This is a genomic window from Streptococcus sp. Marseille-Q0941 (assembly GCF_943736975.1).
Lineage (GTDB): Bacteria > Bacillota > Bacilli > Lactobacillales > Streptococcaceae > Streptococcus.
Map to the genome: position 1 here is coordinate 73,101 of NZ_CALSFO010000008.1, position 26,873 is coordinate 99,973.

Genomic DNA, 26,873 nt, shown 5'->3' on the forward strand with positions numbered 1-26,873 from the left:
GGACCTCCTTTTTTATTTCTTGTTTGAGTAGTAATGATTAACTATTAATAATGATTTCTCGAATTGGGTGAGCGATCTGGTTCGTCTGGAATGTTGATATCTTGGCCCGCTTTTGCAAGGAGGGTGTCTTGAGTATCTTTCTTCTCTACGTTGTAAGGATTGGAGAATTCTTCGTCCTTATTTTCATGATTTCCCTGGACAGGATGAACTCCTTCTCGAGTTCGATGATAAATAGCGCCGTGTTCAGATGAGAGGTTAAGATTGATTCTCTCAAGTTCTTTTTTGGATAACTGGATAACCATATCTTTTTTTGCCTTTAGCTCTACCTTACCGTGCACTTGGATATTGTCTGTAGTGATATGTTCATGGTCTGCTTGGATGCGGCTATCTGTTAGACTTGTTTCAAATACATTGACAATCCCAGTTGTGGTCAGTTGGCTGTTTTTGATCTCGCTATTAGTGATACGAAGAAGATAGCCATTTGACTGAATCTTGGCGTTGCTGACTTTTGCATTAGCAATCGAAAGGATACGATGGTTAACCTGGGCTGTTAGGTTTTTTAATTCTCTTCCTTTTGGTAGTGATAGAACGACTTCATCATTGCGACTTGAGACTCCACTTGCGATAAATAGGATTCCCTCGATACTAGAACCTACAAAGCGGTGTGTCGTTGACTTGGTGTCGGAAATCTCAAGAGTTTTTTCTTTGATAGAATGTTGGAGATTTTCTTTTTCAGAGATGGTTGGATGATACTGGATGTGAATCTTATCATCGTTTGACTCCGTAATGACGAGCGAATGTTCTGTCAGTGAGATGTTTAGATTTTCAATATCTTGATCAAAAACGAGTTCTTCCATTCGACTTTCAAATACTGGATTTTGAGACATTGCAAGAAGGCTTCTGACACCATCTGTTTGGATACCGATGATCATCATGGAAAAACCAATGATACTGGTGACAACACCAAAGATAAGAAATCCTTTTGTCCATTTACGCATGTCTTTCACCTCTCTTTCCTCTATTAAGAATCCATTGGATGAGTCGAAGGACTAGTAATCCAAAGAAACGTGTTACGTAAGAAGTGGCTAGTAAGACTAGGGATGAAGCTCCGATCGCCAGTAAACCACCACCAAAAATCAGCACAAAAGCAGATGTAGATTCAGCCAGAATGTAGAAGCTTTCAAATAGGAGAACAGCTCCGAGAACCATCCCAGCTGCTGATACAGCAAAGAAGGCTATAAGTACGCTGACAGCGGCGATAAAAATGCCGATGATAGCCATGAGAAGAGCAATTCCGACTGGAATTCCGATAGGAGCTGCAAGAAGGGCTAGTAGAGCGATGCGTAAAATATGGCGGTCGTTCTTGCTGGAATTTTCTTCGTTGATTTTCTTATCAAGAAGAGTAGTCAGGACATCATGGGCAGCTTCTTTTGGACTTCCCAGGCTAGCGATAAGCTCCTCCTCACCTTCTGGACCCGCATCATCAAAGAGTTCTTTGAAGTAATCCATGGCTTCAATGCGATCAGATTGAGGAAGCTTCATCAGATAGGCTTCAAGCTGATTCAAATATTCAGTTCTTGTCATGGCGAACGCTCCCTTCTATGATGCCGTTGATAGTGTCAGTGTAGAGTGTCCACTCTTCTCTGAGTACAAATAGTTGCTCCTCCCCAATCTCTGTTAAGGAGTAGTATTTCCGCATCCGACCTTGGTATTCGCGAGAGTATGTAGTCAGATAGCGGTTGGTATCCAGTTTTTTCAAGATGGGGTAGAGGGTAGATTCCTTGATTTTGGCAATGAGTTTAATGGTTTGACTAATTTCATAACCATAGGAATCCCCTTGTTCTAGGATGGCCAAGATGAGAAATTCAATCAAGGCCGCTGATGTTGGAAAATACATGGGGCACCTCCTTTTTTAGTATGTAAAAATTTTATATATAATTATTCTACACATACATCATACATCTAAATGTAAGCCCTGTCAAGTAATATGTGTAAAATTTTTATATATAAAAAATCTCCTAGTAAAAACTAGAAGATTAGAGGATTTCCTCAGTTTTATCCACCATAAAGAGGGCGATTGTCATGATGATATCAATGATGAGGAGAGCTAGAACAGCTGGAATCCAAGATTGAAACATGTCAAAACTATAGCCAAACAGAGTTGGTCCAAAGGCTGCTAGGATGTAACCACCGGTCTGGGCAAGTCCAGATAATTGGGCTGTCTTTTCAGGGGAACTAGTTTTGATGGAGAAGCAAACCATGAGATAAGGGAAAAGAGCGCTACAAGCAGTACCAATCAAGAGATGCGCTACTAACCAGTAAAGGAAACTCTTGCTCGGGTATAGGAGCATGGCAATTCCAAACATTCCAGCTAGCGAGATGACTGTCAGCATGATTTGACGGTGACCATTGGACAAACGAGTCGTTAAACTTGGAATTGTCATCGAGAAGGGGATACTAATCAGTGAAAAGATAGAAGCCAGAAGACCAGCGTCCGTATGAGATAGTCCAGCACTGATTGCCATGGTAGGTAACCAGGTCATACTGGTATAGAAGAGCAAGGACTGAAGTCCACCGAATACAATAATAGCCCAAACTTCCTTGTTTTTTAAGATATTCTCTTTCTTTTGTTTTTTCTCACTTCTTTTTAGAAAATGATTGTGACGATGATTGGGGAACCAGACAACTAAAGTTAGTAGGCAGGCCAAGGATAAACAGAGGATCAAGCCTTTCCAAGATGTCGCCTGAGTAATGGGTACAGAGAGATAGGAAGCAAGAGCCGTTGTAATCCCCATAGAGGTCACATAGATGGTTGTCAGGAGGCTAATCTTTTGTGGGTAGTTGGCCTGAATAGCGCTAGGCAGGAGCACGTTAAAAATAGCGATACTTGCTCCGATGAGTAGGGTTCCCAGATAAAGCAATGGGAGATTGAAGATACGAATCACTGAACCTATGGTCAATACGATAAGGCTGTAGGTAAAAAGGTGCTCGAGTCCAATCTTTTGAGCTAAACGGGTCGCAAAAGAGGAAAAAAGAGCAAACATTAAGAGAGGAAGGCTAGTCAAAACACCAAGTGAGCTGACCTCAACTCCTAAACCTTGAGCAATATCTCCTAAAATAGTCGGTAAGGCTGTAAAAGGAGTTCTTAAGACCGCTCCGATTAAGACAATTCCTAGAATAAAAAAGAGTGATCGTTTTTTCATGTGAACCTCAATAAACTGATTTTGATAACAGCTTATTTTAAAGCTTTTTCCTATAGATGTCAAGATAGAGAGAATCCGTTACTTAGCTCAGCGAAATCATGGGAAAAAGAAGGATAGATTTACTAGTTTTTTTCTGCTATTCAAATAAAAATAGGAAAGTCTGGAAATTTGTGATAAAATAGTGAAAGAAAATCTATACATTGGAGAAGTACTGTGTCTGAAAATCGTAAATTTAGCGTCTTGATGTCAGTCTATGTTAAAGAAAACCCAGTCTTTCTAGAAGAGGCGGTAGAGAGTATCATACATCAAACGCTCAAACCTAGCGAGGTGGTCATCGTCGAAGATGGTCTGCTGACACCTGAACTGTATCAAGTTTTGGAGAAATTGGAAGCACAGTCTAGTATTCCAATCAAGCGTTGCCCACTTGAGCAAAATCGTGGCTTAGGTTTAGCGCTTCAGTATGGCGTCTTACAGTGCCAATATGACGTCATTGCTCGTATGGATACAGATGATATTGCTGTCGAAGACCGTTTCGAACAACAGTTCGAATTGATGGAAACAGAGAATTTGGATTTGCTGGGTGGTCATATTGCAGAATTTATCGATCAACCAGACGAGATTGTGTCTTATCGTCGTGTGCCGATTAAGCATGAGGATATCGTTGCCTACCAGCGTATGAGAAGCGCCTTTAATCACATGACTGTCATGTTCAAAAAAGAAATGGTGCTCAAGGCTGGTAACTATGAGGATGGTCTTTATATGGAAGATGATCTTCTCTGGCTCAATATGATTAGTGCTGGAGCTCGAACTGGAAATGTGGATCAAATCCTATGTAAGGTACGAGTGGGGGCAGGGATGTTTGAACGCCGTGGGGGCCTTCGCTATCTCAAACTCTATCGTCAGGCACGTCAAAGAATGCACGCGCGTGGGCAGATTTCTTATGGCGAATACCTGAAAAGTGTTTTAATTCAGGTTGTCGTTGCTCTGTGCCCAGGCTTTGTGCGACAGTTTATATTTTTAAAACTTCTAAGAAAAAGCAAGTAATTGTAGCCAATTGGATTTTAAAAATTTATCTGAAGATTACTAGAAAATGTGATTCTGTGTAGGAGGATACCATTCACATGAATAAAAAAATAACAGATTACGTAATTGATCTGGTTGAAGTATTAAATAAACAACAAAAACAAATATTTTGGGGATTTTTTGATATTGCCAGTATGGTCTTATCAATTATTGTTTCCTATATTCTATTTTATGGCTTGATTAATCCAGCCCCAGTAGACTATGTCATTTACACAGGTCTAACCTTCCTGTTCTATCAACTTATGATTGGCTTCTGGGGTCTCAACGCTAGCATTAGTCGCTATAGTAAAATCACAGATTTTATGAAGATATTCTTCGGAGTGACCATCAGTAGTATCTTATCTTATGTTATTTGCTATGCCTTTTTGCCACTTTTTTCTGTCCGCTTTATCGTACTCTTTATCCTATTAACAACTTTCTTGATTCTACTTCCTCGTATCACTTGGCAGTTGATTTACTCAAGACGTAAAAAGGGAAATGGAGATGGAGAACACCGCCGTACCTTCTTGATTGGTGCCGGAGATGGTGGAGCGCTCTTTATGAACAGCTACCAACATCCTACTAGTGACCTTGAGTTAGTTGGGATTTTGGATAATGATGAAAAGAAAAAAGGTCAAAAGCTTGGGAAAATCCCAGTTTTGGGTTCTTATGATGATCTACCAGAATTGGCCAAACGCTACAGAGTAGAAAAAGTTATCGTTGCGATTCCGTCTCTAGATCCATCTGAATATGAGCGAATCCTGCAAATGTGTAACCATATCGGTATAAAATGCTTTAAGATGCCGATGATTGAGTCAGTTGTGCAAGGTATCCAGCCTCAAGCAGGTGGTTTCCAGAAAATTGATATCACAGACCTTTTGGGACGTAAGGAGATTCAGCTTGATGAATCGCGTCTAGGTTCTGAAATCACTGGTAAAACCATCTTGGTGACTGGTGCCGGAGGTTCAATTGGTTCAGAAATTTGCCGTCAAGTTAGTCGCTTCAATCCTGAACGTGTCATTTTGCTCGGTCATGGAGAAAACTCTATTTATCTAATTTACCATGAATTGATTCGCAAGTTCCAGGGAATTGATTTTGTTCCTGTCATTGCCGATATTCAAGATTACGATCGTTTGCTTCAAGTCTTTGAGCAGTACGAGCCAGCCATTGTTTACCATGCTGCAGCCCATAAGCATGTTCCGATGATGGAGCGCAATCCAAAAGAAGCCTTTAAAAATAATATCCTTGGAACATACAATGTTGCCAAGGCAGTTGATGCAGCGAAAGTACCTAAAATGGTTATGATTTCAACTGATAAGGCTGTCAATCCGCCGAATGTAATGGGAGCTACCAAACGTGTTGCAGAGTTGATTGTTACTGGATTTAACCAACGTAGCCAGTCTACTTGTTGTGCGGTACGTTTCGGGAATGTACTTGGTAGTCGGGGCAGTGTGATTCCTGTCTTTGAACGTCAGATTGCTGAAGGCGGTCCTGTAACGGTGACGGATTTCCGAATGACTCGTTACTTTATGACCATTCCAGAAGCTAGTCGTTTGGTGATACATGCGGGTGCTTATGCCAAGGATGGAGAAGTCTTTATCCTTGATATGGGCAAACCTGTTCGCATCTACGATTTGGCTAAGAAAATGGTTCTACTCAGTGGTCATACTGAAAATGAAATTCCAATCGTAGAAGTAGGTATTCGCCCAGGTGAAAAACTATACGAAGAGTTGCTTGTGTCAACTGAACTAGTTGACAATCAAGTAATGGACAAGATCTTTGTTGGTAAAGTAAATGTGATGCCTCTTGAGATGATCAACCAGAAGATTGAAGAGTTCCGTACCTTGCAGGGTTCTGAATTGAAGAGAGCAATCATAGCTTTTGCTAATGAAACAACTCATGTGGATTAAATATAAAAAATAAGGTATTATCCGTCAAATCTTCTTTAAGTGGAGGTGACAGGTAATATCTTTTTTCTATATTTAGAGGAATTTTCAGCTAATTTTAAACATATTTGCTCTAAGTGAACAGATATGGTAAAATATAACAAATAACAATAACAGAGAGTATCTTATGATTAACGCTTATAAAAGTTTCTTTAAAGGCTATGTAGATTTTGCAGGCCGTTCAACACGTTCAGATTTCTGGTGGGTTTGGCTTGGAAATATGATTCTTTATATTCCTTTCTTCTTAACATACGGAAATGCTCTAGCTAATTCACGAAAAGAGAGCGCTCTTATTGCTTTGGGCTTTATCGCTATTATCTATTTTATTTTTGGCTTAGCACTTTTCTTACCGTCGCTTGCTTTGATGGTCCGTCGCCTTCGTGACGCTGGTTTCCACTGGGCACTTATCTTTATTTTATTCGTTCCACTGGGTAGTATTGTTCTTCTAGTACTTTTTGCTATGCCAACAAAGGAAGAAGCAACTCCAGTTATGAACCAAGTAAAAGAAGTTCAAGCTGAAGAAGCTGAAGAAGTTGTAGAGGCAGTTGAAGCTCAAGAAGTCTCACCATTTGAAGAAATAGACAAGAACTAAAGTAAAATTGTTAAAGCATCTCTAGTTGATAAGATCTTTTAAGATTGTAAAGCTAGATCCTAAAAACACTCCCAGGTCTTTTACTAGATCTGGGAGTCTTCTATAACTGTACAGTAAAATAAAAATTGGGAGTATCGTATGATTAACGCGTATAAAAATTTCTTTAAGGGATATGCAGAGTTCACTGGTCGTTCAACACGTCCAGACTTCTGGTGGGTTTGGTTAGGAAACTTTATCATTTCTATTCCTTTCTGGATCATATATATCTCCATTGTATATCTTAGTACGGAGATGGATTCAGTGAGCGACTCAGCTAGCGAAGCTACTTTCATGGTTTTTGGTTTAGTTGCCATTATTTATGCAGTTTTCTACCTAGCAATTTTAGTGCCGACTTTAGCTTTGTCAGTTCGTCGTTTGCGTGACGCTGGTTTCCACTGGGCCTTTATCTTTCTTCGCTTCGCTCCAATGGGAGGGATTGCTCTGTTGATCCTATTCGCTATGCCGACAAAAGAAACTGAAGTGGTCAACTATAGTGAACCTCAAACAGTCAAAGTCGAAGAAGTCATCGAAGACACACCGTTCGAAGAATCAGATAAGAACTAAGAGATTCTAGTTTTACAGTTGAATCTTGTTTAACATCAAATATGGAGTTACCTATGATTAAGGCTTATAAAAATTTCTTTAAAGGATTTGCAGACTTTTCAGGGCATTCAACACGTCCAGACTTTTGGTGGGTTTGGTTGATGAATAATGTTTTTTGTATCCCACTTTATATTATCTATTTTCAAATGATTTTGAATGACGGAAAAGAAGTAGACCCAATTTCAGGCGTAGCCATCTTAAGTCTTTATATCATTTTATTTATGGTGTTATTTATTCCTAGCCTTGCTCTAAAAGTTCGTCGTTTAAGAGATGCAGGCCTCCATTGGGCTTTTATTTTTTTCGAATTGATTCCATTGCTAGCTATCTTAAGTGGTTTTATCTTTCTTCCTGTACTTTCGCTAGAAGGTGTTACCCTTTTAATCCTACTTGCAATGCCTACAAAGGAAGTGTCTGGTTCATAAATGGCGGAGCTTGAGGGCTGAAAGTTTAGAGACCGAAGCAATAACAAGTTAAAAAGCACTCCAATTTAATTGGAGTGCTTTTTGTTTAGGACTTCGATTGTAGTTGACGTAAAATGTCTGCTGGTTGATGAGCAACCCAGTCAGGTTGATAGGTCATGAGATCTTTCTCATCACCAAATCCCCAAGTAACAGCTAGTTTTCTAATACCAGTTTCTTGGGCACCAATCATGTCAAACTTCGTATCTCCGATAAGGACCACTTTTTCTGGATCCAAGTTATGACTTGCCAAAGCTTGACGAATAACATCTGCCTTGTGCACCGCTTGAGGGCTTGAACCATAGATGCCGGCAAAGAAATGATTGATTTCAAAATTAGCTGTCATATGGACTGCTGTCGGAGTATTTTTTGTTGTCGTGATATAGAGAGGATATTGTTGAGCTAGTTCAGCGAGTAGTTCCTTGATTTGTGGAAACAGCTGGGCTTCGTAAACTCCTTTTCCCTTATAATAGGAGCGATAAAGCTGGATAGCTAGCTCAATCTGATTGGGCAAGAGGCAACTAGCAAAACTAGTCTCCAGTGGAGGGCCCATAAAACCACGGATGGTTTTTGCGTCTGGACTAGGGACTCCAAGTTGTTCAAAAGTATAGGTGAAGCCATTGTGAATACCGATAGAGCTGTCCACAAGGGTTCCATCTAAGTCGAAAAAGATGGCTGATAAGGATGACATTGATTCTCCTAGTAATCTTGAAATTATTCGCCGAAGATTTCTTTTTGAAGACGACGGCCTGTCGGTGTAGCTGCGAGACCACCTTCGGCAGTTTCACGAAAGGCAGTTGGGAGACTAGAGCCCACTTGGTACATGGCATCAATGACTTCGTCAACTGGGATTTTTGATTCGATGCCAGCTAAAGCCATATCAGCTGCGATAAAGGCAAAGCTTGCTCCCATAGCATTTCTCTTAACACATGGCACTTCAACCAAACCTGCAACTGGATCGCAGATAAGACCGAGCATATTTTTGATAACGAAGGCAATGGCCTGGCTAGCTTGGTAAGGACTTCCACCTGCAGCTAGGGTTAGGGCGGCAGCACTCATGGCTGAAGCTGAACCCACTTCTGCTTGACAACCTCCTTCGGCCCCCGAGATAGAAGCATTGTTAGCAATGACGAGCCCAAAAGCACCAGCAGCGAAGAGGAAATCTAGTTGTTGTTCATGAGTTAGATTTAGTTTTTGAATAGCGGATGTGAGAACTGCGGGAAGACAACCTGCACTACCTGCAGTCGGTGTTGCACAAACAAGGCCCATCTTGGCATTGTGCTCATTAACGGCAATAGCGTTACGGGCAGCAGACAAGACAGTAAAGTCTGATAAGGTCTTTCCTTTTTTGATGTAGTGGTCTAGCTTGGCAGCATCACCACCTGTCAAACCGCTACGAGATTTATTCTCATTGAGTCCGAGTTCAACAGATGCCTTCATGACTTCAAGATTGCGCTCCATGAGGAGAAGAACTTCTCCACGCTCACGACCAGTTAGCTCAAACTCAGTCTTAATCATGAGTTCAGCAACGTTTCCTTGAAAATCAAGTTCGGCTTGTTCGACTAATTCTTTGATAGAGTAAAACATATTTTCTCCTATTGAAAGAAATTAACATTGTGCAAATGGGGAATTTTCCGAATCTCTTCGATAGATTCTTCACAGTTGCGACTATCAACTTCAATAATCATAATGGCTTTTTCTCCAGCTTTTTCTCGAGTTACATTCATTTGAGCGATGTTGATGCCAAAGCGAGAAAGAGCTTCTGTCACATGAGCAATCATACCAGGGACATCTTGATGAACGATGATGATGGTAGGGGTGTTCATGTTGAGAGATACGGCAAAACCATTTAATTCTGTCACCTGGATATTTCCACCGCCGATTGAAATTCCTGTTACACTGATAGTCTTACGCTCGTTCTTCACAGTGATTTTAGTGGTGTTTGGATGGGGAGCATTACTGTCCTTTTGGATGGTCCATACGATTTTAATGCCACGCTTGTGGGCAATTTCTAAACTATTTGGGATTTCAGAATCATCCGTATCCATTCCCAAAATACCAGCGACAAGAGCAAGGTCTGTTCCATGTCCACGATAGGTTTTTGCAAAAGAGTTAAAAAGCTGAAATTCGACCTCGGTTGGAGTATCATCAAAGATAGATGAAACAATTTTACCGATACGAACAGCTCCTGCCGTGTGACTACTAGATGGCCCAATCATCACAGGCCCGATAATATCAAAGACAGATTGAAAACGAAGTGATTGCATCTGTTTCCCCTTACAAAGATTCTTACCTCTATTATAACAAAGATTAGATGTAAGTGCTTATTTACATTCTGAAATATATAAAAAGATTAAAAAGCTTTAATAACAAGGGTTTTGTAACAAAAAAAAGGTTTTTTTAAGTAAATAAATCACAGTTTTGTAACATTTCTACATAGATTCGTTAACAAATAGTAATATTAGAAAGGTATCATGGTAGTATAAGAAAAAAGGAGAACTTTTTTAAATGAAATTAAACATGAAGACTAAACTTGCAGGATTTGCAGTTGTACTTGCTTTCCTTGCACCATCTCTAACTTTTGCACAAGAAACAAAAACTTATACAGTTAAAGCTGGAGACACTCTTTCAGAAATTGCTGAGACTTACAACACAACAGTTGAAAAATTAGCTAAATTGAACAACATTAAAAATGTTGACCTTATCTTTATTGACCAAGTATTGGTTATCGATGGGGAAGCTCCAGTTGCTGAAACTACAACAACAGAAGCTCCTGTAGCAGAAGTTGAAGAAACTCCTGCAGTTGCTGAAACTGTTGTAGAAGAAACTTATGAAGCTCCAGCACCTGCAGTGGCAGAAAGTTACTCAGCGCCTGCAGCAACAGAGAGCTACTCAGCACCAGCGGCAACAGTAAGTGGATCAGAAGCAGAAGCTAAAGAATGGATCGCTCAAAAAGAATCAGGTGGTAGCTATACAGCGACAAACGGACGCTACATCGGACGTTACCAATTGACAGATTCTTACTTGAACGGCGACTACTCAGCTGAAAACCAAGAACGTGTAGCAGACGCTTATGTTGCAGGACGTTATGGTTCATGGACAGCTGCTAAGAACTTCTGGCTTAACAACGGTTGGTATTAAGAACTAATGGACAGAATAGTATAAAAAGTCGGGGAATTTCCTCGACTTTTTATATTTTCTTTGGTTGATAATAAGTGTCAACTTCTTTTTTGAGGTGAGACAGCATTGCAGTTTCATCGATTAGCTCCAGAAGGGAGAACCCTTTTTGGATAAGTTTAGAATCATCCGTACAAATCCCAATACGGACATAGCAGATAGCAAGCCTATCGTAGCTTTTCTTGTTCTTGGCATCCTCCAGTAAAGTGTAGCAGATTTGTTGGCACATGTTTCTATCTTGATTGTACAAGTATAAGGTGGAAAGGTTGAGTAGGATTGCCATTCGCAAGTCATATAAATGTTGATAGTTTTTATAGACTTCTAAGCGTTGCAAGATTTTTCCAGTGATGAGATGGATATGTTCTATAGGAAAGGTAAAGAGAATGGTATTGAGGATTTTTAGGTCACTCTCATACCATGTATCTTGTTTTTCAATTTTTCTCCAAAGTTTCTTGACAACCTGTTCTGCGTGGTCTGATAATTCCCCTGGCCCATGTTGACGGATATAAATAACAACTTCAAGCATGTCGCTGATTTCCTCTATAGGGAGGTCGTGGTGGGTCTTGAGGTAGTCTTGGCATTTTTGAAATAAATTGATAAGTTCACTAGTCCCTAAGATTGAGCTCATATTGAGATAGGTCTGTATGATTTCCGCTCGTTGGCTAGGTTGATAGAGATGACAAATATAGTCAAACTCTTCAAAGGTCATATTGACTTGCTGGAGAAGAAATTCCATATTCTCATATTTAGGGGTTGTTTTCCCGCTTTCGATTTTTGATAGGCTGGTTCTTGAGAGGACACCCCCACAGACCTCCTCCTGGGTCAATCCTTTTGACTCACGTATTTCTTTATAGACCTTTCCAAAATCGTAGCGCATGATTTCCTCCTTATTTGTGAAAAAAGTTAACAAAACATAGAAATTGATTAAAAATATTGTATCATAGTAATATAAAAAGTAAAAAAGAAATCTAAAATAAATCTGTGAAAAGGGTTAACAAATTCTACGACAAGGTATATTGTATTTTATAATCAAGATGATAAAGTGCTGAGGAGGTATCTTTATGAAAAAAATCAGTAATTTCTGTATGTTACTCCTGCTTCTGTGTACCACTTTTTTTGTTTTTAATGTAAACTATACACGAGAAGTAATTCGGATTCAGGAAATGGGAAAAACAGCGGGTTCTTTGGATGTATATTTGAAAGATGTTAACGAACCTGCAGAATCTGTTCTTCGATTTTTTGAGGATGTATCAAAGGAGTACAAAGTCTCCGTCATCAAAACAGACAGTGGTGATGAGGTGATCAAGTCTGGTGTTTTTGATAAAGATACCTTCCCCTACCAAGAGTTTGGGCTTTCTTCCCTTGATTTTGCCACAGATGGTGAAGGAGTCTACAGTAATAAAGAAATTTCCAATAAACTTGGTACGATTCCGACCTTTCTAAAAGCCAAGCCTATTCAGCTTATGACTTTTCAAGCCTATATCAAGGATACATCTCGTAGTTTAAATGGTCGCTACACGATTAGTTCGACTCAAGAGATGAATAGGGATCAGATTTTACAGAAGTGGAGTGATTTTTTCAAGACCGACCAGGCTACCTTGCTAGAGCCAAACTATAAAAGTGCAGTGGAAGTCATAAATCGAGATTTGCTCTTATCTGCTATTATTTTTGTCTTGGCTATTTTGCTTCTTGTCTTAGTAACAGTGTATCAGCCGATGATGGAAATGAAAAGAGTGGGTGTACAAAAATTGCTTGGTTTTCGGGATAGAGCTGTTTTAGCTGATGTTGTGAAAGGCAATCTTTACCTCCTCCTAGGTGGGGCGCTTGTGATCAATCTAGGAGTGTTTTTCTTGCTTGATTATAAGCCGAAAGATTTGTTCCCTATGTTGTGGTTGTCTCATTTTTTGCTTTTGCAACTTTATCTCTTTATCAGTTGGTTGACTTATCTCTTAATCCAAAAAATGACAATCAGCTCTCTGCTGAAAGGTTTTTCATCTTTCAAATTTGGTCTACTCTTTAATTATTTGATGAAAATTGGAACCACCATTTTACTGACAGTCTTGCTAGTTGGGGTGGGGAAAAGTTTGGAGCAAGAAAACAAAGAGTTGGATTACCAGAAACAGTGGATCAGTCAAGGAAATTATCTGACCTTAGAAACTTTCCAACTCAATGATAACCTGTGGCAAGAGCAGTTGGCAGGCTCAGGGCAAGCAGTGGATTATTTCTATCGATTTTATCAGGATTTGGTAGAAAAAACGCAGGCAGGCTATGTGCAAACTAGTAACCTGCCTATAAAAAATTTTGCCACTGCAGAACAAGTGCAGCAGTATCAACTGGCTGATACGCTAACTGTTTACTATGCTAATAGCAATTTTCTAAAGAGCAAAGGATTCAAGTTACCAGATACTGGGACTAAAAAAGTTATTTTGATGCCAGCAAGTACGAAAGGTGAAGAAGATAAAAATCAGCTCTTGGGGAAATTAATTGCCTATCTTTCGATGAAGTATGAAGAGCAGCAAAAACGAAGGATAGAGGAGATGGATGTCGAGATTGCCTATTATGAAGGAGATTGGTCGTTCTTTCCATATAGTGATAAGCGAAAGGAAAATCTCTACAATCCAATTATTAGCTTGGTCAATGATTCTGATATGATGTGGGATGAAAAAGCCTCCCTGTCAACAACAGGTTTAAATAACCCCATTAAAATCGAAAATACGGCTCAACATCAAAAAGAGGTGACAGCGTTAGTTGAGAAATTATCAGATGAGAATTATTTAAAATTTTCATCTATTCAAGCCATTCAACAAGAGAAAGTAGATTCTTATCGAGATGCTGTTCGGAATTTTAACCTACTCTTTGCTTTGTTTGGTCTCCTTAGTATGATGATTTCCTACTTCTTACTAGTAACAACTTTCTTATTGAAGCGAACGGATATTATTACCAAGAAGTTTATGGGGTGGAAATTGATAGATCGGTATCGTTCCTTGCTGGGTCTCCTATTAGCCGTTTATAGCCTTCCTTTTATGGTTTTGTTATTCTTTGCCCATGCTCTTTTTCCACTCTTGCTTTTCGCAGGATTTACATGCTTAGATATTTTGTTTGTACTTTTCTTGGGTTCTAAGATGGAAAAACGAAATGTAGCGCAGTTATTGAAAGGGGACATCTTATGATACAGTTGGAAAATATTACGAAAACCATTGGAAAAAAAGTTATTTTGGAGAACTTATCTCTAAAGATTAACCAAGGGGACTTAGTTGCGATAGTTGGAAAGAGTGGTAGTGGCAAGTCAACCTTGTTAAATCTCTTGGGTTTGATAGATGGTGATTACAGTGGACATTATGAAATTTTCGGTCAGACAAATGTACCTGTCAATTCTGCTAAGTCGCAAGCGATTATTCGCGAACACATTTCCTATCTTTTTCAAAATTTTGCTCTGATTGATAATGAAACGGTAGAGTATAATCTCATGCTGGCTCTAAAGTATGTGAAATTGCCCCAAAAAGACAAAGTCAAAAGGATAGAAGAAATTTTAGAGAGGGTGGGGTTGCCATCAACTCTGCATCAAAAGGTTTCAGAGTTATCTGGAGGGGAACAGCAGCGAATCGCAGTTGCTAGAGCTATTTTAAAACCCAGTCAGCTCCTTTTAGCAGATGAACCAACCGGCTCTCTAGACCCTGAAAATCGAGATTTGGTTTTAAACTTTCTCTTAGATATGAACAAGGAAGGGAAAACGGTCATTATCGTTACCCACGATGCCTATGTAGCTCAACAATGCCATCGAGTTATTGAATTGTGAAAAATACAGAAATCTTATCAAAAATCTTTAAACTTAAGAACACCTTTAAAATTTAATTTTAAAACACTAATTTATTAACATTTTTTGATTGATAAAAATAGAAAATCGGTTGTTTTTAGGAGATTCTCTAAAATTACCTCCTAACCACACTTATCAAAAACGATAATTGTATGACTCTTAAGATTCAAATACCTTAGTTCTCGTGATTTTTGAGCTATTCTAGCTTTAGAATCCTTCAGAACGTAAAATTTTAAGCAGTCAAAGACTTAGAATAATCACAAAACATTTATTTTATAGCAATTCTAAGCTTAGAATTGCATGGATATATATGTATTTGAGCTGTTCGAGAGTTTGGACAGCTCTATTCTGAGAAATCTGAGCTATCAATGCTTTAGAATAGTATTATCTATTTTGGATATTATATTTGTTTGTATTTTAACTATTGCTCGATTTTATAGGACTTTTTTCTATAAAGAATAGTTTGGATTAGAACTGTATCTAAAAACAGAGGTTGGTAGATTATCAGCCTCTTTCTTGTCTTCTCCAACCAAGCGTGTTATAATGAATACTGCTCAAGCGACCTTCAATCGTTAAGCACACACGACCTTCAATCGTGAATAAACGAATAGATGGGAGACTTACCATGAGTAATAACTCTAAAACACGTGTTGTCGTGGGGATGAGTGGTGGTGTCGATTCGTCGGTGACGGCTCTCTTGCTCAAGGAGCAGGGCTACGACGTGATTGGTATCTTCATGAAGAACTGGGACGACACAGATGAAAACGGCATCTGTACGGCTACCGAAGATTACAAGGATGTGGCTGCAGTAGCAGATCAGCTCGGCATCCCTTACTACTCTGTCAACTTTGAAAAAGAGTACTGGGACCGCGTTTTTGAGTATTTCCTAGCAGAATACCGTGCAGGACGCACGCCAAATCCAGATGTGATGTGTAACAAGGAAATCAAGTTTAAGGCCTTTTTGGACTATGCCATGACCTTGGGAGCAGACTATGTAGCGACTGGGCACTATGCTCGAGTAGCGCGCGATGAGGATGGCATCGTTCACATGCTTCGTGGTGTGGACAATGGCAAGGACCAGACCTATTTTCTCAGCCAACTTTCGCAAGAACAATTACAAAAAACCATGTTCCCCTTGGGACATTTGGAAAAACCTGAAGTTCGCAGATTAGCAGAAAAAGCTGGCCTTGCGACTGCTAAGAAGAAAGATTCGACAGGGATTTGCTTTATCGGAGAAAAGAACTTTAAAGAATTTCTCAGCAACTACCTGCCAGCCCAGCCTGGTCGCATGATGACTGTGGATGGTCGCGATATGGGTGAGCATGCCGGTCTGATGTACTATACGATTGGTCAGCGTGGCGGGCTTGGTATCGGTGGACAACACGGTGGTGATAATGCTCCTTGGTTCGTTGTCGGAAAAGATCTAAGCCAGAATATCCTCTATGTCGGCCAAGGTTTCTACCATGACTCGCTTATGTCAACTAGTTTAGAGGCTAGTCAGGTTCACTTTACTCGTGAGATGCCAGAGGAGTTTACGTTAGAATGCACGGCTAAATTCCGCTACCGTCAGCCTGATTCTAAGGTGACCGTCCATGTCAAAGGAGATAAGGCTGAAGTCATCTTTGCAGAACCTCAGCGCGCCATTACACCAGGACAAGCAGTTGTCTTTTATGATGGTGAAGAATGTCTTGGTGGTGGTTTGATTGATAATGCCTACTGTGACGGCAAGGTTTGTCAGTACATATAAATTGACAAATTTTCTCATTTTGCTACAATAATAAAAGCAATAGAAATGATGGTCAAAGCTCATGGATGTTGCAGGCTTTTTTGTCCTGCACTTCTTACGAGTTTTGACTGTTTTTGTGTCGTTTAAGGGAAAGGATAAAAATGACTCAACAAGACTTTCGGACAAAAGTGGAAAATACAGTTTTTGGTGTTCGGGCGACAGCCTTGATTCTTCAAAATCGCAAACTCCTAGTTACCAAAGATGAGGGCAAGTATTACACTATTGGCGGTGCCATCCAAGTCAATGAAAGAACGGAAGACGCGGTAGTCCGCGAAGTGAGGGAAGAACTGGGTGTCAAAGCTCAAGCTGGTCAGCTAGCTTTTGTGGTTGAAAATCGTTTTGAACAAGACGGTGTCTATTATCACAACATCGAGTTTCATTATCTGGTGGACTTGCTTGAGGATGCCCCATTGACCATGCAGGAAGATGAGAAAACGCAGCCCTGTGAATGGCTTGACTTGGGTCAGCTTGAGGATTTCCAGCTAGTTCCAGCCTTTTTAAAAACAGCCTTACCAGAATGGAACGGGCAACTAAGACACATCCATCTTGAAGAATAGGAGAGAAAATGACTTATAATTTTACTGAAGAATACGATATTATTGTAATCGGTTCGGGACATGCTGGGGTCGAGGCTTCCTTGGCTGCCAGCCGTATGGGTTGTAAGGTTCTGCTTGCGACCATCAACATTGAAATGCTGGCTTTCATGCCTTGTAATCCCTCTATCGGTGGATCTGCCAAGGGGATTGTCGTGCGTGAAGTCGATGCCCTCGGTGGTGAAATGGCGAAGAATATTGACAAGACTTACATCCAGATGAAGATGCTCAACACTGGGAAGGGGCCAGCCGTTCGTGCCCTTCGTGCGCAGGCTGACAAGGAGCTCTACTCTAAGGAGATGCGCAAGACGGTTGAAAATCAAGACAACCTCACTCTTCGTCAGACTATGATTGATGAGATTTTAGTGGAAGATGGCAAGGTTGTCGGTGTTCGTACAGCTACCCATCAAGAGTATGCTGCCAAGGCCGTTATTGTGACGACAGGGACTGCACTCCGTGGGGAAATCATCATCGGAGACCTCAAGTACTCATCAGGACCTAACCACAGCCTAGCTTCGATTAACCTAGCTGATAATCTCAAGGAACTTGGGCTTGAAATTGGTCGTTTCAAGACAGGAACCCCTCCACGTGTCAAGGCTTCTTCTATCAACTACGATGTGACAGAAATTCAGCCAGGAGACGAAGCGCCTAATCACTTCTCATACACTTCGCGTGATGAGGACTATGTCAAAGACCAAGTTCCATGCTGGTTAACCTATACCAATGGTACTAGTCATGAGATTATTCAAAACAACCTCCACCGTGCACCTATGTTTACAGGTGTGGTCAAGGGAGTGGGACCTCGTTACTGTCCGTCGATTGAGGATAAGATTGTGCGTTTTGCGGACAAGGAACGCCACCAACTCTTCCTTGAGCCAGAAGGTCGCAATACAGAGGAAGTTTATGTCCAGGGTCTTTCAACTAGCCTTCCTGAGGATGTGCAACGTGAATTGGTGCATTCTATCAAAGGTTTGGAAAATGCAGAGATGATGCGTACTGGTTATGCCATTGAGTATGACATGGTCTTGCCTCATCAGTTGCGTGCGACTCTAGAAACCAAGAAAATTTCAGGACTTTTCACGGCTGGTCAGACCAATGGAACGTCAGGTTATGAAGAGGCTGCTGGCCAAGGGATTATCGCTGGGATCAACGCAGCTCTGAAAATCCAAGGCAAGCCTGAGTTGATTTTGAAGCGCAGCGACGGTTATATCGGGGTGATGATCGATGACTTGGTGACCAAGGGAACCATTGAACCTTACCGTCTATTAACTAGTCGTGCAGAATACCGTCTCATTCTCCGTCATGATAATGCTGATATGCGTTTGACCGAGATGGGACGTGAGATTGGGCTTGTTGATGATGAACGCTGGGCTCGCTTTGAAATCAAGAAAAACCAATTTGACAATGAGATGAAGCGTTTAGACAGCATCAAACTCAAACCGGTCAAGGAAACTAACGCTAAGGTTGAAGCGATGGGCTTCAAGCCATTGACTGACGCTGTGACAGCCAAGGAATTCCTTCGCCGCCCAGAAGTCTCTTACCAAGATGTGGTGGCTTTCATCGGACCTGCTGCTGAAGAGTTAGATGACAAGATTATCGAATTGATCGAGACAGAAATCAAGTACGAAGGCTACATCTCCAAAGCCATGGATCAGGTTGCCAAGATGAAACGCATGGAAGAAAAACGCATTCCAGCCAACATCGACTGGGATGACATTGACTCTATTGCGACAGAAGCTCGCCAGAAGTTCAAACTCATCAATCCAGAAACCATCGGCCAAGCCAGCCGTATCTCTGGAGTTAACCCAGCAGATATCTCCATTCTTATGGTCTATCTGGAAGGTAAAAATCGAAGCATTTCAAAAAATTTAGAAAAAAAAGCTGATTAAAAACAAAACGCTGAATTCTATTTTTGGGAATTCAGCGTTTTTAGATTTTTCTTCTTTTTTCGAATAAAAAAGAAAAGGAGGAATGATAATGCTAACAGTAGAAGAAAAAACTTTTTTAGCTCACTATAAAACAGCTTTATATCACCGTTTTTATGAGGTCGAACGCTTTGCTTCCTTGTCTGAAAAGTTGAGCAAACGTCGGCCACAGGCTGACAAGAACTAGACTTTTTGATATACTAGAACAAATTAAAGAATAGGAGAGAATGTATGAGTGTATATGGTAGATTAGAAGACGAACCAACTCCAACTTGGATGGGAAGCCAGGATGCTCTAGTAGAGAATGAGGAGCAACTTGAGGTTAAAACTCGTCAACCTGCCCGCTTACCATTTTTTAATATCCTCATTTTGAGTACTCTAGTGGTCCTTGTATCCGTAATCTTCCCCTTCTTCTTAGGATTGATAAGTCCTGAGCAGTCTCAGGATTTTTATATTGGATGGGCTATGCACCAAAGCGGAGACGTCTACACAGATTATTTTGGAACTAGTGGTCTCCTCTATTACTTTTTACAGTATGTAACTCAGGGAAGTATTTTGTTTGCCGTCTTTAATTGGTTGACTTTAGTAGGTGCCGGATTCTTTCTTTTTCGTTCGGCCTACAATCTGACGGAACAAAATAAACAATCACAACAAGTATTGACAGTCTTTTATATCCTGGCTAGTGCTCTTAGCTTTGGTGGCGGATATGCAACTATTCTTGCTCTCCCATTCTTGTTCTATGCTCTAAGTTTAGTGACGGCTTATTTGGCCGAACCAAACCAAGATAGAGGTTTCTTGCGTATTGGAGCTAGCTTGGCTCTAGCATTTTTCTTTGCACCTTTGGTTACAACCTTGTATGCATTCGTCTTGTTTCTTGCAGTAACAGCTTTTAATGTCGGTCGCAACAAATTGACTCATGGTGTCTATCAATCTTTTGCTGCGGGCCTTGGTTTTTCAATTTTCTTTTATCCAATTGGCTACTACACGGTTTATAAAGGTAGTTTTGGAAATGCGATTAGTCAAATACTCTACCCAGTAGATAGTTTGAACTTTACGTCTAACCCGGGATTGCTAGACAACATCCTTTTCTATGGATTGTTAGCCATTGCTCTTGGAGCGTTGACGATGGCATTTACAGGTCTCTTCCGATCTAAGCCATTGAAACAGTCTGTCTTATCAATCTTTGCTGCAATAGCTGTTATTTTGGTATTGGTTTTAGAAATTTTTTCTACAGACCAAATCCACGGCAGTCGTATGGTGGAGTTACTTCCTTTCTTGTCTCTTCTTTTACTGGCTGGAATTCGTACAGAGAAACCAGAAGGAGCCAATCGTCGTAGACGTTCTAGAGAAGAAACTTCTCTATGGGGAGCTTTTGTAAAAGGAAATGCCTACCTGCCAATTTTAGCTCTTGCTTACCTATTTTTAGCTCCTCTAGTATCACGATATTTGCTCCATACTGCACAATATCAAGAACGAACCAGTATTGAAGCTAAGGTTAAAGGGGAAACGCAGGCTACAGATCGTATCTATGTTTGGGATGATCAGACAAGTAGTTATAAGGCAAGTGAACGCTTGGCTGCTAGTCAGTTATTATCACCGAGATTGCATACAGGACTTGATGCAAATCGTACCAAGCTTGTAAATGATTTACGAGATAATCAACCAAAGATGATTGTAGTAAATACAAAAACAACCCTATGGACAGAAGTTGAGCAACTTTTAGCTGAAAATTATCAAGCGGTTCAAAGTGAATTCAAAGACTTTAAATTCTACAAATTAAAATAAAAACAATCAATATCTTGTGTAATTTTAAAAAATTTTTATTTTTTAACACAAGATATTGATTTTTATTTTTTTAGTGATATAATACTTTTTAGAATCAATATTATATTTAAGAAAAGGGTATGGATATGATTGTATTGGAAGAGAAGGCTGTCCCTGATCCGACTTTATTCGTTGAAAAGCGTGACGGCAGACGTGTAATTTTTGATGTAGACAAGATTGACAAAGCGCTTCATAAGGCTGCTGAAAAGGTTATGGATGTAACCCCTTTGGTTGAAAAGCGACTTAGCACCCTAGTTGAACGTATCGTTGAAGAGATTCATAGCCGTTTCCCTCAAGGTGTAAAAATCTACGAAATCCAAAATATCGTAGAGCACGAGTTGTTGGAAGCTAAAGAATACGCCTTGGCCGAGGAATATATTACTTATCGGACCCAACGTGATTTTGAGCGCTCAAAAGCAACAGATATCAACTTCAGCATCCATAAACTGCTCAATAAAGATCAGGCGGTTGTCAATGAAAATGCCAATAAGGACAGTGATGTCTTTAATACCCAGCGTGACTTGACAGCAGGGATTGTAGGGAAGTCGATTGGACTCCAAATGCTTCCTAAACATGTGGCTAATGCCCATCAAAAAGGGGATATCCACTATCACGATTTGGACTATAGCCCCTACACCCCTATGACCAACTGTTGTTTGATTGATTTCAATGGCATGTTGGAAAATGGTTTTAAGATTGGGAATGCAGAGGTTGAGAGTCCTAAGTCTATCCAGACTGCAACAGCTCAGATTTCGCAAATCATCGCAAACGTTGCCTCTAGTCAGTACGGTGGATGTTCCGCAGACCGGATTGATGAAGTCTTGGCTCCATATGCAGAGAAAAATTACCAAAAGCATCTCAAAGATGCAGAGGAATGGGTTCTGCCTGATAAGCGTGAGGAGTACGCCTGGAAGAAAACCCAGAAAGACATCTACGATGCCATGCAATCTCTAGAGTACGAGATTAACACCCTCTTTACCTCAAATGGTCAAACCCCTTTTACCTCTCTTGGTTTCGGTCTAGGAACCAATCGTTTTGAACGCGAAATTCAAAAGGCAATCCTGAATATTCGAATCAAGGGGCTGGGTTCAGAACATCGTACAGCAATCTTCCCGAAACTTATCTTCACTCTTAAAAGAGGACTTAACTTGGAGGAAGGTTCGCCTAACTACGATATTAAGCAGTTGGCTCTTGAGTGTGCAACCAAGCGGATGTACCCAGATGTATTATCTTACGATAAGATTGTCGAGTTAACAGGCTCCTTCAAGGTTCCGATGGGATGCCGTTCGTTCCTTCAAGGCTGGAAGGACGAAAATGGAGTAGAGGTTAATTCTGGTCGTATGAACCTAGGAGTCGTGACGGTCAATCTTCCTCGTATCGCCCTCGAATCTGAAGGGGACATGAATAAGTTCTGGGAAATCTTCAACGAGCGCATGAACATCGCGGAAGATGCTTTGGTCTATCGTGTGGAGCGAACCAAGGAAGCCACTCCAGCTAATGCACCAATTCTTTATCAATACGGAGCCTTCGGACGTCGACTTGGAAAAGAAGAAAGTGTTGACCAGCTCTTTAAGAACCGTCGTGCGACCATCTCTCTAGGTTATATCGGTTTGTACGAAGTGGCAACCGTCTTCTTTGGCAATAACTGGGAAAGCAATCCTGAAGCCAAGGAATTTACACTGGATATTATTCGCGATATGAAGCGCCGAGTAGAAGAGTGGTCTGACCAATACGGTTATCACTTCTCTATCTATTCGACACCATCTGAAAGCTTGACAGATCGCTTCTGTCGTTTGGATACAGAGAAGTTCGGTTCTATTCCTGATATTACAGACAAGGAATACTACACCAACTCTTTCCACTATGATGTCCGCAAAAATCCAACACCTTTTGAAAAATTGGACTTTGAGAAAGTTTATCCAGAAGCGGGTGCGTCAGGTGGTTTCATCCATTATTGTGAGTATCCAGTTCTTCAACAAAATCCTAAAGCCCTGGAAGCTGTCTGGGACTATGCTTACGACCGGGTCGGTTATCTCGGGACCAATACTCCGATTGATCGTTGCTACAAGTGTGACTTTGAAGGGGATTTTGAACCAACTGAGAGAGGGTTCGCTTGTCCTAACTGTGGAAACAATGATCCTAAAACAGTAGATGTAGTGAAACGAACTTGTGGTTATCTGGGAAATCCTCAAGCCCGTCCGATGGTCAACGGACGCCACAAGGAAATCGCAGCGCGTGTCAAACATATGAACGGTTCTACTATTAAAACGGCTGGACATGAAGTAAGAAATTAGAAAGAAAAAGAATGGGAAAATATCAATTAGACGATAAAGGAAAGGCCTTGGTTCAACGATTCCACGAGAAACATTCAAAGGGTGGGGGCAATAAAAAAGACCGAGTGGCTAGCCTTAGAGAGCAATTTTTAAACAAGAACAAGAAAAAATAAAAGTGAGAGTTGCCTCTCACTTTTCTCTTAATTGGAGGTAAAAATGATACTACGCAGACCAACATTGGCAGATAAAGAAACAGTTTTAGAGATGATGGCAGAGTTTGAACAAGTACAGTCACCTCATGATGGTGGTTTCTGGGATACAGAGAACTTTGTGTATGAAGAGTGGTTGGAAATAAATATGCAAAAAGAGATGGGAATAAACTTGCCTGAAAATCGTGTTCCTTCTATTCAATTTGTATCATTTGATGATGTAGGTCGTGCTCTAGGACTTTTGAATCTGCGATTGAGACTGAATGAGGGTTTACTGAATTATGCTGGCCATATTGGCTACTCCATTCGTCCATCTGAAAGAGGTAAGGGTTATGCCAAAGAATCCCTCCGACAAGGTCTACAAGTTGCTAAGGGAAAGAATATTAAACGAGCTTTAGTGACTTGTAGCACAGAAAATCCAGCAAGCCGAGCTGTTATCTTAGCTAATGGTGGGGAGTTGGAGGATGTTCGAAACGGAACGGAGCGCTATTGGATAGACTTGGAGTAGACAGCATGACATGGAATACACCAAAACCAGGCGAGTGGAAAAGTGAAGAACTCAGTCAGGGGCGTATCATTGACTACAAGGCCTTTAACTTTGTGGATGGAGAAGGGGTGCGCAACTCCCTTTACGTAGCAGGTTGTATGTTTCACTGTGAGGGGTGTTACAATGTTGCGACCTGGTCTTTCAATGCAGGCATTCCTTATACAGCAGAGTTAGAAGAACAGATTATGGAAGATCTTGCCCAGCCCTATGTTCAAGGCTTGACCTTACTGGGAGGAGAGCCATTCCTCAATACTGCTATCCTCTTGCCCCTCGTAAAACGCATTCGGAAGGAATTACCAGATAAAGACATCTGGTCCTGGACGGGCTACACTTGGGAAGAAATGATGCTGGAAACTCCAGATAAACTGGAACTCTTGTCGCTGATTGACATCCTTGTCGATGGACGGTATGACAAAAGCAAGCGCAATCTCATGCTCCAGTTTCGAGGTTCTTCTAATCAACGAATTATCGATGTACAAAAATCTCTGCAAAGTGGAAAAGTAGTTATTTGGGACAAGCTTAATGATGGGAAGCAAAGCTATGAACAGGTGAAGAGGGAATAAAAAACAATTGCAGAAACTGTATATTAATATAGAAGAAAAATAAAAATTTGCTCTTCATTTATGCTTTTTTGAGATAAGGAGCGATAAGAAAACAGTTTCATTCGAAAAATTAAAAAAATCCTGTCAAATCCCTTGCAATCGCAGGGGCTTTGTGTTATTCTATTATGGTGCTGTAAATTACAGCCTTAGCTTTGATGCAAGAGGTTGCGACACGCTCGGTTGCATTGCCACGCAACGCGCGTCGGTTTTCTTGTGGAGCTAGCCTATTATCTTAAATAGACGAAAAGGAGAAAAAGATGGCAAACAAAAAAATCCGTATCCGTTTGAAAGCTTACGAACACCGTACGCTTGATACAGCGGCTGCAAAAATCGTAGAATCAGCTACTCGTACAGGTGCACAAGTTGCGGGTCCAATCCCACTTCCAACTGAGCGTAGCCTCTACACAATTATTCGTGCGACTCACAAATATAAAGATTCTCGCGAACAATTCGAAATGCGTACACACAAACGTTTGATCGACATCATCAACCCAACTCAAAAAACAGTTGATGCTTTGATGAAATTGGATCTTCCAAGTGGTGTAAACGTAGAAATCAAACTTTAATTTAAAGCTTGATGCCTTGAGCATAAAAAACGCTCGTTAAAAACTTTTTGAATAAAAAAATATAGAAAAGGAACTATTTTCTCATGACAAAAGGAATCTTAGGGAAAAAAGTGGGAATGACTCAAATCTTCACTGAAGCTGGCGAATTGATCCCTGTAACAGTTATCGAAGCAACTCCAAACGTTGTTCTTCAAGTTAAAACTGTTGAAACAGATGGTTACAACGCTATCCAAGTTGGTTTCGATGACAAACGCGAAGTATTGAGCAACAAACCTGCTAAAGGACATGTAGCGAAAGCTAACACGGCTCCTAAGCGCTTCATTCGTGAATTCAAAAACGTTGAAGGCTTGGAAGTTGGTGCTGAAATCACAGTTGAAACATTCGCAGCTGGAGACGTTGTTGACGTAACTGGTACATCTAAAGGTAAAGGTTTCCAAGGTGTTATCAAACGCCACGGACAATCACGTGGACCTATGGCTCACGGTTCTCGTTACCACCGTCGTCCAGGTTCTATGGGACCTGTTGCACCTAACCGCGTATTCAAAGGTAAAAACCTTGCTGGACGTATGGGTGGCGACCGCGTAACAATTCAAAACCTTGAAGTTGTACAAGTTGTTCCAGAAAAGAACGTTATCCTTATTAAAGGTAACGTACCAGGTGCTAAGAAATCTCTTATCACTATCAAGTCAGCAGTTAAAGCTGGTAAATAATAAGGAAAGGGGAATACAGTCAAAATGGCAAATGTAACATTATTCGACCAAACTGGTAAACAAGCGGGCGAAGTTGTTCTTAACGATGCGATCTTTGGTATCGAACCAAACCAATCTGTTGTGTTTGATGTGATCATCAGCCAACGTGCTAGCCTTCGTCAAGGAACTCACGCAGTTAAAAACCGCTCAGCTGTTTCAGGTGGCGGACGCAAACCATGGCGTCAAAAAGGAACTGGACGTGCTCGTCAAGGTTCTATCCGCTCTCCACAATGGCGTGGTGGTGGAATCGTCTTCGGACCAACTCCACGTAGCTATGCGTACAAACTTCCTCAAAAAGTTCGTCGCCTTGCGCTTAAATCTGTTTACTCAGAAAAAGTTGCTGAAAACAAATTTGTAGCCGTTGATTCTCTTGAATTTACAGCTCCAAAAACTGCTGAATTTGCAAAAGTTCTTGCAGCTTTGAGCATCGATTCTAAAGTCCTTGTTGTTCTTGAAGAAGGAAACGAATTCGCAGCTCTTTCAGCTCGTAACCTTCCAAACGTGAAAGTTGCGACTGCTACAACTGCAAGTGTTCTTGACATCGCAAATAGTGACAAACTTCTTGTTACTCAAGCAGCTATCTCTAAAATCGAGGAGGTTCTTGCATAATGAATTTGTATGATGTTATCAAAAAACCTGTAATCACTGAAAGCTCAATGGCTCAACTTGAAGCAGGAAAATATGTATTTGAAGTTGACACTCGTGCACACAAACTTTTGATCAAGCAAGCTGTTGAAGCTGCTTTCGAAGGTGTTAAAGTTGCAAATGTTAACACAATTAACGTAAAACCTAAAGCTAAACGTGTTGGACGTTACACTGGTTTTACTAACAAAACTAAAAAAGCTATCATCACTCTTACAGCTGATTCAAAAGCAATCGAGTTGTTTGCAGCTGAAGCTGAATAA

At 40.7% G+C, this 26,873-nt stretch carries 29 protein-coding genes; 21 read left to right on the forward strand and 8 right to left on the reverse strand.

The features are described from left to right. Positions 1–44: 44 nt before the first annotated feature. From NGI26_RS08515 to NGI26_RS08530, 4 genes are all read right to left on the reverse strand, one after another. Positions 45–998, reverse strand: a complete 954-nt coding sequence (locus NGI26_RS08515; protein ID WP_251938736.1) for a DUF4097 family beta strand repeat-containing protein — start codon at positions 996–998, stop codon at positions 45–47. Further along, positions 991–1,584: a DUF1700 domain-containing protein gene (locus NGI26_RS08520; RefSeq protein WP_251938738.1), complete on the reverse strand. Its 594-nt coding sequence runs from the start codon at positions 1,582–1,584 to the stop codon at positions 991–993. Before NGI26_RS08520 ends, NGI26_RS08515 begins: the two co-directional genes overlap by 8 nt. Beyond that, the gene (locus tag NGI26_RS08525) at positions 1,571–1,897 is read right to left on the reverse strand and encodes a PadR family transcriptional regulator (RefSeq protein ID WP_006153330.1); all 327 of its coding nucleotides are present in this window, start codon (positions 1,895–1,897) and stop codon (positions 1,571–1,573) included. Before NGI26_RS08525 ends, NGI26_RS08520 begins: the two co-directional genes overlap by 14 nt. A 139-nt stretch (positions 1,898–2,036) precedes the next feature. Then, positions 2,037–3,203: a CynX/NimT family MFS transporter gene (locus NGI26_RS08530; protein WP_251938740.1), complete on the reverse strand. Its 1,167-nt coding sequence runs from the start codon at positions 3,201–3,203 to the stop codon at positions 2,037–2,039. A 213-nt stretch (positions 3,204–3,416) separates the two neighbouring features. Between NGI26_RS08530 and NGI26_RS08535 the strand changes: the two genes are divergently transcribed. From NGI26_RS08535 to NGI26_RS08555, 5 genes are all read left to right on the forward strand, one after another. Then, the gene (locus NGI26_RS08535) at positions 3,417–4,247 is read left to right on the forward strand and encodes a glycosyltransferase (protein WP_251938742.1); all 831 of its coding nucleotides are present in this window, start codon (positions 3,417–3,419) and stop codon (positions 4,245–4,247) included. A gap of 77 nt (positions 4,248–4,324) precedes the next feature. Beyond that, positions 4,325–6,175, forward strand: a complete 1,851-nt coding sequence (locus tag NGI26_RS08540; protein WP_251938744.1) for a polysaccharide biosynthesis protein — start codon at positions 4,325–4,327, stop codon at positions 6,173–6,175. Positions 6,176–6,338: 163 nt separating this feature from the next. Then, positions 6,339–6,803, forward strand: a complete 465-nt coding sequence (locus NGI26_RS08545) for a DUF805 domain-containing protein (RefSeq protein ID WP_251938746.1) — start codon at positions 6,339–6,341, stop codon at positions 6,801–6,803. 138 nt (positions 6,804–6,941) lie between these two features. Then, positions 6,942–7,406 carry a DUF805 domain-containing protein gene (locus NGI26_RS08550; protein WP_251938747.1) on the forward strand — a complete coding sequence of 155 codons (465 nt, stop codon included), beginning with the start codon at positions 6,942–6,944 and terminating at the stop codon, positions 7,404–7,406. A 53-nt stretch (positions 7,407–7,459) separates the two neighbouring features. Beyond that, a complete protein-coding gene (locus NGI26_RS08555; protein ID WP_251938749.1) occupies positions 7,460–7,867 on the forward strand; it encodes a DUF805 domain-containing protein in 408 nt (135 codons plus the stop codon). Between the two features lie 85 nt (positions 7,868–7,952). Here the strand turns inward: NGI26_RS08555 and NGI26_RS08560 are convergent, their stop codons facing one another. The 3 genes from NGI26_RS08560 to sdaAB are packed head-to-tail and all read right to left on the reverse strand — an operon-like array spanning position 7,953 to position 10,170. Then, on the reverse strand, positions 7,953–8,594 hold the full coding sequence (locus NGI26_RS08560; protein ID WP_251938751.1) for an HAD hydrolase-like protein: 642 nt from the start codon (positions 8,592–8,594) through the stop codon (positions 7,953–7,955). 23 nt (positions 8,595–8,617) lie between these two features. After that, on the reverse strand, positions 8,618–9,490 hold the full coding sequence (sdaAA, locus tag NGI26_RS08565) for an L-serine ammonia-lyase, iron-sulfur-dependent, subunit alpha (protein ID WP_251938753.1): 873 nt from the start codon (positions 9,488–9,490) through the stop codon (positions 8,618–8,620). Between the two features lie 8 nt (positions 9,491–9,498). Then, positions 9,499–10,170, reverse strand: coding sequence for an L-serine ammonia-lyase, iron-sulfur-dependent subunit beta (gene sdaAB / locus NGI26_RS08570; protein WP_251938755.1), 672 nt, complete (start codon positions 10,168–10,170; stop codon positions 9,499–9,501). 241 nt (positions 10,171–10,411) lie between these two features. Here sdaAB and apf point away from each other — a divergent pair, with 241 nt between their 5' ends. Then, positions 10,412–11,044, forward strand: a complete 633-nt coding sequence (apf, locus tag NGI26_RS08575) for an aggregation-promoting factor (protein ID WP_251938757.1) — start codon at positions 10,412–10,414, stop codon at positions 11,042–11,044. A gap of 49 nt (positions 11,045–11,093) precedes the next feature. Here apf and NGI26_RS08580 read toward each other — a convergent pair whose 3' ends face one another. Continuing rightward, on the reverse strand, positions 11,094–11,957 hold the full coding sequence (locus NGI26_RS08580; protein WP_251938759.1) for a helix-turn-helix domain-containing protein: 864 nt from the start codon (positions 11,955–11,957) through the stop codon (positions 11,094–11,096). A 184-nt stretch (positions 11,958–12,141) separates the two neighbouring features. Here NGI26_RS08580 and NGI26_RS08585 point away from each other — a divergent pair, with 184 nt between their 5' ends. From NGI26_RS08585 to NGI26_RS08650, 15 genes are all read left to right on the forward strand, one after another. Next, positions 12,142–14,250, forward strand: coding sequence for a bacteriocin-associated integral membrane family protein (locus NGI26_RS08585; protein ID WP_251938761.1), 2,109 nt, complete (start codon positions 12,142–12,144; stop codon positions 14,248–14,250). Further along, the gene (locus NGI26_RS08590; RefSeq protein ID WP_251938763.1) at positions 14,247–14,876 is read left to right on the forward strand and encodes an ABC transporter ATP-binding protein; all 630 of its coding nucleotides are present in this window, start codon (positions 14,247–14,249) and stop codon (positions 14,874–14,876) included. Before NGI26_RS08585 ends, NGI26_RS08590 begins: the two co-directional genes overlap by 4 nt. Before the next feature lie 643 nt (positions 14,877–15,519). Further along, complete coding sequence (gene mnmA, locus NGI26_RS08595; protein ID WP_251938765.1) at positions 15,520–16,641, forward strand: tRNA 2-thiouridine(34) synthase MnmA; 1,122 nt, start codon at positions 15,520–15,522, stop codon at positions 16,639–16,641. Positions 16,642–16,781: 140 nt separating this feature from the next. Continuing rightward, a complete protein-coding gene (locus NGI26_RS08600) occupies positions 16,782–17,237 on the forward strand; it encodes an NUDIX hydrolase (RefSeq protein WP_251938767.1) in 456 nt (151 codons plus the stop codon). 8 nt (positions 17,238–17,245) lie between these two features. Further along, complete coding sequence (gene mnmG, locus NGI26_RS08605) at positions 17,246–19,162, forward strand: tRNA uridine-5-carboxymethylaminomethyl(34) synthesis enzyme MnmG (protein ID WP_251938770.1); 1,917 nt, start codon at positions 17,246–17,248, stop codon at positions 19,160–19,162. 88 nt (positions 19,163–19,250) lie between these two features. Next, positions 19,251–19,385: a hypothetical protein gene (locus tag NGI26_RS09230; RefSeq protein WP_286009856.1), complete on the forward strand. Its 135-nt coding sequence runs from the start codon at positions 19,251–19,253 to the stop codon at positions 19,383–19,385. A gap of 44 nt (positions 19,386–19,429) precedes the next feature. Then, a complete protein-coding gene (locus NGI26_RS08610; RefSeq protein ID WP_251938772.1) occupies positions 19,430–20,983 on the forward strand; it encodes a damage-inducible protein CinA in 1,554 nt (517 codons plus the stop codon). Between the two features lie 125 nt (positions 20,984–21,108). Further along, the gene (gene nrdD / locus NGI26_RS08615; protein ID WP_251938813.1) at positions 21,109–23,316 is read left to right on the forward strand and encodes an anaerobic ribonucleoside-triphosphate reductase; all 2,208 of its coding nucleotides are present in this window, start codon (positions 21,109–21,111) and stop codon (positions 23,314–23,316) included. Between the two features lie 11 nt (positions 23,317–23,327). Beyond that, a complete protein-coding gene (locus NGI26_RS08620) occupies positions 23,328–23,468 on the forward strand; it encodes a hypothetical protein (RefSeq protein ID WP_000521609.1) in 141 nt (46 codons plus the stop codon). 43 nt (positions 23,469–23,511) lie between these two features. Then, positions 23,512–24,012 (forward strand): GNAT family N-acetyltransferase, encoded by a 501-nt coding sequence (locus NGI26_RS08625; protein WP_251938774.1) that lies wholly within the window; start codon positions 23,512–23,514, stop codon positions 24,010–24,012. A 5-nt stretch (positions 24,013–24,017) separates the two neighbouring features. Then, a complete protein-coding gene (nrdG, locus tag NGI26_RS08630) occupies positions 24,018–24,614 on the forward strand; it encodes an anaerobic ribonucleoside-triphosphate reductase activating protein (RefSeq protein ID WP_251938776.1) in 597 nt (198 codons plus the stop codon). A 296-nt stretch (positions 24,615–24,910) separates the two neighbouring features. Beyond that, positions 24,911–25,219, forward strand: a complete 309-nt coding sequence (gene rpsJ, locus NGI26_RS08635; RefSeq protein ID WP_003009585.1) for a 30S ribosomal protein S10 — start codon at positions 24,911–24,913, stop codon at positions 25,217–25,219. Between the two features lie 83 nt (positions 25,220–25,302). Then, complete coding sequence (rplC, locus tag NGI26_RS08640) at positions 25,303–25,929, forward strand: 50S ribosomal protein L3 (protein WP_000160197.1); 627 nt, start codon at positions 25,303–25,305, stop codon at positions 25,927–25,929. 24 nt (positions 25,930–25,953) lie between these two features. Then, positions 25,954–26,577 (forward strand): 50S ribosomal protein L4, encoded by a 624-nt coding sequence (gene rplD, locus NGI26_RS08645; protein ID WP_251938778.1) that lies wholly within the window; start codon positions 25,954–25,956, stop codon positions 26,575–26,577. Next, positions 26,577–26,873 (forward strand): 50S ribosomal protein L23, encoded by a 297-nt coding sequence (locus NGI26_RS08650; protein WP_001055347.1) that lies wholly within the window; start codon positions 26,577–26,579, stop codon positions 26,871–26,873. Before rplD ends, NGI26_RS08650 begins: the two co-directional genes overlap by 1 nt.

Excerpts from the sequence above, each read along its gene's own strand:
- NGI26_RS08555 (WP_251938749.1), top strand. The coding sequence starts at position 7,460 with ATGATTAAGGCTTATAAAAATTTCTTTAAAGGATTTGCAGACTTTTCA.
- NGI26_RS08650 (WP_001055347.1), top strand. The coding sequence starts at position 26,577 with ATGAATTTGTATGATGTTATCAAAAAACCTGTAATCACTGAAAGCTCA.
- apf (WP_251938757.1), top strand. The coding sequence starts at position 10,412 with ATGAAATTAAACATGAAGACTAAACTTGCAGGATTTGCAGTTGTACTT.
- NGI26_RS08530 (WP_251938740.1), bottom strand. The coding sequence starts at position 3,203 with ATGAAAAAACGATCACTCTTTTTTATTCTAGGAATTGTCTTAATCGGA.
- NGI26_RS08560 (WP_251938751.1), bottom strand. The coding sequence starts at position 8,594 with ATGTCATCCTTATCAGCCATCTTTTTCGACTTAGATGGAACCCTTGTG.
- sdaAB (WP_251938755.1), bottom strand. The coding sequence starts at position 10,170 with ATGCAATCACTTCGTTTTCAATCTGTCTTTGATATTATCGGGCCTGTG.
- NGI26_RS08600 (WP_251938767.1), top strand. The coding sequence starts at position 16,782 with ATGACTCAACAAGACTTTCGGACAAAAGTGGAAAATACAGTTTTTGGT.
- mnmA (WP_251938765.1), top strand. The coding sequence starts at position 15,520 with ATGAGTAATAACTCTAAAACACGTGTTGTCGTGGGGATGAGTGGTGGT.
- NGI26_RS08580 (WP_251938759.1), bottom strand. The coding sequence starts at position 11,957 with ATGCGCTACGATTTTGGAAAGGTCTATAAAGAAATACGTGAGTCAAAA.
- NGI26_RS08545 (WP_251938746.1), top strand. The coding sequence starts at position 6,339 with ATGATTAACGCTTATAAAAGTTTCTTTAAAGGCTATGTAGATTTTGCA.
- rplC (WP_000160197.1), top strand. The coding sequence starts at position 25,303 with ATGACAAAAGGAATCTTAGGGAAAAAAGTGGGAATGACTCAAATCTTC.
- NGI26_RS08550 (WP_251938747.1), top strand. The coding sequence starts at position 6,942 with ATGATTAACGCGTATAAAAATTTCTTTAAGGGATATGCAGAGTTCACT.
- NGI26_RS08540 (WP_251938744.1), top strand. The coding sequence starts at position 4,325 with ATGAATAAAAAAATAACAGATTACGTAATTGATCTGGTTGAAGTATTA.
- NGI26_RS08620 (WP_000521609.1), top strand. The coding sequence starts at position 23,328 with ATGGGAAAATATCAATTAGACGATAAAGGAAAGGCCTTGGTTCAACGA.
- NGI26_RS08625 (WP_251938774.1), top strand. The coding sequence starts at position 23,512 with ATGATACTACGCAGACCAACATTGGCAGATAAAGAAACAGTTTTAGAG.
- rpsJ (WP_003009585.1), top strand. The coding sequence starts at position 24,911 with ATGGCAAACAAAAAAATCCGTATCCGTTTGAAAGCTTACGAACACCGT.
- NGI26_RS08515 (WP_251938736.1), bottom strand. The coding sequence starts at position 998 with ATGCGTAAATGGACAAAAGGATTTCTTATCTTTGGTGTTGTCACCAGT.
- NGI26_RS08585 (WP_251938761.1), top strand. The coding sequence starts at position 12,142 with ATGAAAAAAATCAGTAATTTCTGTATGTTACTCCTGCTTCTGTGTACC.
- sdaAA (WP_251938753.1), bottom strand. The coding sequence starts at position 9,490 with ATGTTTTACTCTATCAAAGAATTAGTCGAACAAGCCGAACTTGATTTT.
- NGI26_RS08520 (WP_251938738.1), bottom strand. The coding sequence starts at position 1,584 with ATGACAAGAACTGAATATTTGAATCAGCTTGAAGCCTATCTGATGAAG.
- NGI26_RS08590 (WP_251938763.1), top strand. The coding sequence starts at position 14,247 with ATGATACAGTTGGAAAATATTACGAAAACCATTGGAAAAAAAGTTATT.
- nrdG (WP_251938776.1), top strand. The coding sequence starts at position 24,018 with ATGACATGGAATACACCAAAACCAGGCGAGTGGAAAAGTGAAGAACTC.
- NGI26_RS09230 (WP_286009856.1), top strand. The coding sequence starts at position 19,251 with ATGCTAACAGTAGAAGAAAAAACTTTTTTAGCTCACTATAAAACAGCT.
- NGI26_RS08610 (WP_251938772.1), top strand. The coding sequence starts at position 19,430 with ATGAGTGTATATGGTAGATTAGAAGACGAACCAACTCCAACTTGGATG.
- mnmG (WP_251938770.1), top strand. The coding sequence starts at position 17,246 with ATGACTTATAATTTTACTGAAGAATACGATATTATTGTAATCGGTTCG.
- rplD (WP_251938778.1), top strand. The coding sequence starts at position 25,954 with ATGGCAAATGTAACATTATTCGACCAAACTGGTAAACAAGCGGGCGAA.
- nrdD (WP_251938813.1), top strand. The coding sequence starts at position 21,109 with ATGATTGTATTGGAAGAGAAGGCTGTCCCTGATCCGACTTTATTCGTT.
- NGI26_RS08525 (WP_006153330.1), bottom strand. The coding sequence starts at position 1,897 with ATGTATTTTCCAACATCAGCGGCCTTGATTGAATTTCTCATCTTGGCC.